The following is a 5,132-nucleotide window of genomic DNA, read 5'->3' on the forward strand; positions in this document are numbered from 1 at the left end:
GCTAAGCGACTACCATATCTCACAGGGGGCAACCCCCAACTACTTCCGGCGTTCTAGGGCTTAACTGCTGTGTTCGGCATGGGTACAGGTGTATCTCCTAGGCTATCGTCACTTAACTATTGAATTAACTGTCCTGTCCTCTCAGACAAGCCTTGTCAACTCAAAATTGAATACAATATCAAATCTCACATTTCTCTAAACCATTCGCTGCACTCTGATGAATTTCTTATTCTAGGATAAGTCCTCGAGCGATTAGTATTAGTCCGCTCCATGTGTCACCACACTTCCACTTCTAACCTATCAACCTGATCTTCTCTCAGGGCTCTTACTAACTTGCGTTATGGGAAATCTCATCTTGAGGTGGGTTTCACACTTAGATGCTTTCAGCGTTTATCCCTTCCCTACATAGCTACCCAGCGATGCTCTTGGCAGAACAACTGGTACACCAGCGGTAAGTCCACTCTGGTCCTCTCGTACTAGGAGCAGATCCTCTCAAATTTCCTACGCCCGCGACGGATAGGGACCGAACTGTCTCACGACGTTCTGAACCCAGCTCGCGTGCCGCTTTAATGGGCGAACAGCCCAACCCTTGGGACCGACTACAGCCCCAGGATGCGACGAGCCGACATCGAGGTGCCAAACCTCCCCGTCGATGTGAACTCTTGGGGGAGATAAGCCTGTTATCCCCAGGGTAGCTTTTATCCGTTGAGCGATGGCCCTTCCATACGGAACCACCGGATCACTAAGCCCGACTTTCGTCCCTGCTCGAGTTGTAGCTCTCGCAGTCAAGCTCCCTTATACCTTTACACTCTGCGACTGATTTCCAACCAGTCTGAGGGAACCTTTGGGCGCCTCCGTTACCTTTTAGGAGGCGACCGCCCCAGTCAAACTGCCCGTCAGACACTGTCTCCGTAGATGATAAACCTACCGGGTTAGAGTGGCCATAACACAAGGGTAGTATCCCAACAACGCCTCCATCGAAACTGGCGTCCCGATTTCATAGGCTCCTACCTATCCTGTACATGTGGCACAGACACTCAATATCAAACTGCAGTAAAGCTCCATGGGGTCTTTCCGTCCTGTCGCGGGTAACCTGCATCTTCACAGGTACTAAAATTTCACCGAGTCTCTCGTTGAGACAGTGCCCAAATCATTACGCCTTTCGTGCGGGTCGGAACTTACCCGACAAGGAATTTCGCTACCTTAGGACCGTTATAGTTACGGCCGCCGTTTACTGGGGCTTCAATTCATACCTTCGCGTTACCGCTAAGCACTCCTCTTAACCTTCCAGCACCGGGCAGGCGTCACCCCCTATACATCATCTTACGATTTAGCAGAGAGCTGTGTTTTTGATAAACAGTTGCTTGGGCCTATTCACTGCGGCTGACCAAAGTCAGCACCCCTTCTCCCGAAGTTACGGGGTCATTTTGCCGAGTTCCTTAACGAGAGTTCTCTCGCTCACCTGAGGCTACTCGCCTCGACTACCTGTGTCGGTTTGCGGTACGGGTAGAGTATGATACAACGCTAGAAGCTTTTCTTGGCAGTGTGACATCACTCACTCGCTACTAAACTTCGCTCCCCATCACAGCTCAACGTTAGAGGTATAAGCATTTGACTCATACCACGCCTCACTGCTTAGACGTACATCCAATCGTACGCACGAGTTAGCCTACTGCGTCCCTCCATCACTTCATACTCTAGTACAGGAATCTCAACCTGTTGGCCATCGGATACACCTTTCGGTCTCTCCTTAGGTCCCGACTAACCCAGGGCGGACGAGCCTTCCCCTGGAAACCTTAGTCTTACGGTGGACAGGATTCTCACCTGTCTTGCGCTACTCATACCGGCATTCTCACTTCTATGCGTTCCAGCGCTCCTCACGGTACACCTTCTCCACACATAGAACGCTCTCCTACCATACCTATAAAAGGTATCCACAGCTTCGGTAAATTGTTTTAGCCCCGGTACATTTTCGGCGCAGGGTCACTCGACTAGTGAGCTATTACGCACTCTTTGAATGAATAGCTGCTTCTAAGCTAACATCCTAGTTGTCTGTGCAACCCCACATCCTTTTCCACTTAACAATTATTTTGGGACCTTAGCTGGTGGTCTGGGCTGTTTCCCTTTCGACTACGGATCTTAGCACTCGCAGTCTGACTGCCGACCATAATTCATTGGCATTCGGAGTTTATCTGAGATTGGTAATCCGGGATGGACCCCTCACCCAAACAGTGCTCTACCTCCAAGAATCTTTATGTCGACGCTAGCCCTAAAGCTATTTCGGAGAGAACCAGCTATCTCCAAGTTCGTTTGGAATTTCTCCGCTACCCACAAGTCATCCAAGCACTTTTCAACGTGCCCTGGTTCGGTCCTCCAGTGCGTTTTACCGCACCTTCAACCTGCTCATGGGTAGGTCACATGGTTTCGGGTCTACATCATGATACTAAAGCGCCCTATTCAGACTCGGTTTCCCTACGGCTCCGTCTCTTCAACTTAACCTCGCATCATAACGTAACTCGCCGGTTCATTCTACAAAAGGCACGCTCTCACCCATTAACGGGCTCGAACTTGTTGTAGGCACACGGTTTCAGGTTCTATTTCACTCCCCTCCCGGGGTGCTTTTCACCTTTCCCTCACGGTACTGGTTCACTATCGGTCACTAGGGAGTATTTAGGGTTGGGAGATGGTCCTCCCAGATTCCGACGGGATTTCACGTGTCCCGCCGTACTCAGGATACTGCTAGGTACAGAATCTATTTAAAATACGAGGCTCTTACTCTCTTTGGCTGACTTTCCCAAGTCATTCTTCTATAAATTCTGAGTCCACATTGCAGTCCTACAACCCCGAAGAGTAAACTCTTCGGTTTGCCCTCCTGCCTCTTCGCTCGCCGCTACTAAGGCAATCGCTTTTGCTTTCTCTTCCTGCAGCTACTTAGATGTTTCAGTTCACTGCGTCTTCCTCCTCATTTCCTTAACAGAAATGGGTAACAGGCATCAACCTGTTGGGTTCCCCCATTCGGACATCCCCGGATCAAGTGCTTACTTACAGCTCCCCGAGGCATTTCGTCGTTTGTCACGTCCTTCTTCGGCTCCTAGTGCCAAGGCATCCACCGTGCGCCCTTACTAACTTAACCTTATTTTGACCTTTCAGTCTTAAACTCATTAATTTTCACAGCGTTTTCGGTTTATTTTCTTGTTACTATTTGATATCGGTATTCAATTTTCAATGGACAAGTTCTTTATCTAGCCAAACTAGATAATGGAGCCTAGCGGGATCGAACCGCTGACCTCCTGCGTGCAAAGCAGGCGCTCTCCCAGCTGAGCTAAGGCCCCACATAGCCCTCTCAAAACTAAACAAGACTCAAGTGCATTCCGTGTGTCCTTACGGACTCCTTAGAAAGGAGGTGATCCAGCCGCACCTTCCGATACGGCTACCTTGTTACGACTTCACCCCAATCATCTATCCCACCTTAGGCGGCTGGCTCCTTACGGTTACCTCACCGACTTCGGGTGTTACAAACTCTCGTGGTGTGACGGGCGGTGTGTACAAGGCCCGGGAACGTATTCACCGCGGCGTGCTGATCCGCGATTACTAGCGATTCCGACTTCATGTAGGCGAGTTGCAGCCTACAATCCGAACTGAGACTGGCTTTCAGAGATTAGCTTGCCGTCACCGGCTTGCGACTCGTTGTACCAGCCATTGTAGCACGTGTGTAGCCCAGGTCATAAGGGGCATGATGATTTGACGTCATCCCCACCTTTCTCCGGTTTATTACCGGCAGTCTCGCTAGAGTGCCCAACTGAATGATGGCAACTAACAATAGGGGTTGCGCTCGTTGCGGGACTTAACCCAACATCTCACGACACGAGCTGACGACAACCATGCACCACCTGTCACCTCTGTCCCGAAGGAAAACTCTATCTCTAGAGCGGTCAGAGGGATGTCAAGACCTGGTAAGGTTCTTCGCGTTGCTTCGAATTAAACCACATGCTCCACCGCTTGTGCGGGCCCCCGTCAATTCCTTTGAGTTTCAACCTTGCGGTCGTACTCCCCAGGCGGAGTGCTTAATGCGTTAGCTGCGGCACTAAGCCCCGGAAAGGGCCTAACACCTAGCACTCATCGTTTACGGCGTGGACTACCAGGGTATCTAATCCTGTTTGCTCCCCACGCTTTCGAGCCTCAGCGTCAGTTACAGACCAGAGAGCCGCTTTCGCCACCGGTGTTCCTCCATATATCTACGCATTTCACCGCTACACATGGAATTCCACTCTCCCCTTCTGCACTCAAGTTAAACAGTTTCCAAAGCATACTATGGTTAAGCCACAGCCTTTAACTTCAGACTTATCTAACCGCCTGCGCTCGCTTTACGCCCAATAAATCCGGACAACGCTCGGGACCTACGTATTACCGCGGCTGCTGGCACGTAGTTAGCCGTCCCTTTCTGGTAAGATACCGTCACAGTGTGAACTTTCCACTCTCACACCCGTTCTTCTCTTACAACAGAGCTTTACGATCCGAAAACCTTCTTCACTCACGCGGCGTTGCTCGGTCAGGGTTCCCCCCATTGCCGAAGATTCCCTACTGCTGCCTCCCGTAGGAGTCTGGGCCGTGTCTCAGTCCCAGTGTGGCCGATCACCCTCTCAGGTCGGCTATGTATCGTCGCCTTGGTGAGCCGTTACCTCACCAACTAGCTAATACAACGCAGGTCCATCTGGTAGTGATGCAGTTGCATCTTTCAATTAATTATCATGCAATAATCAATTTTATGCGGTATTAGCTATCGTTTCCAATAGTTATCCCCCGCTACCAGGCAGGTTACCTACGCGTTACTCACCCGTTCGCAACTCATCCAAGAAGAGCAAGCTCCTCTCTTCAGCGTTCTACTTGCATGTATTAGGCACGCCGCCAGCGTTCGTCCTGAGCCAGGATCAAACTCTCATTAAAAAGTTTGAGTTCGCACTCATTACTGTCCACTGACAGATTTATTTTCTCGTTTTTTGACAGGTTACATATCTCTATGTCACCCTGCACTTGGTTCGTCTTGTTCAGTTTTCAAAGGGCTTTGTCTTTCGCGACAACTATATTAGTATATCACCTATACCACCCTCCTGTCAATACCTTTTTTAATCTTT

At 50.1% G+C, this 5,132-nt stretch carries 1 tRNA gene and 3 rRNA genes; all 4 read right to left on the reverse strand.

Going from position 1 to position 5,132, the window contains the following annotated elements:
* Positions 1 to 116, reverse strand: a 5S ribosomal RNA gene (rrf, locus tag HMPREF9380_RS00065).
* A gap of 116 nt (positions 117 to 232) precedes the next feature.
* Positions 233 to 3,133, reverse strand: a 23S ribosomal RNA gene (locus HMPREF9380_RS00060).
* 126 nt (positions 3,134 to 3,259) lie between these two features.
* Positions 3,260 to 3,332, reverse strand: a tRNA-Ala gene (locus tag HMPREF9380_RS00055).
* A gap of 64 nt (positions 3,333 to 3,396) precedes the next feature.
* A 16S ribosomal RNA gene (locus HMPREF9380_RS00050) occupies positions 3,397 to 4,944 on the reverse strand.
* The 16S, 23S and 5S rRNA genes sit together here with 1 tRNA gene alongside, the layout of an rRNA operon.
* Positions 4,945 to 5,132: the final 188 nt, after the last annotated feature.

Source organism: Streptococcus sanguinis SK49 (genome assembly GCF_000212815.1).
GTDB lineage: Bacteria > Bacillota > Bacilli > Lactobacillales > Streptococcaceae > Streptococcus > Streptococcus sanguinis_C.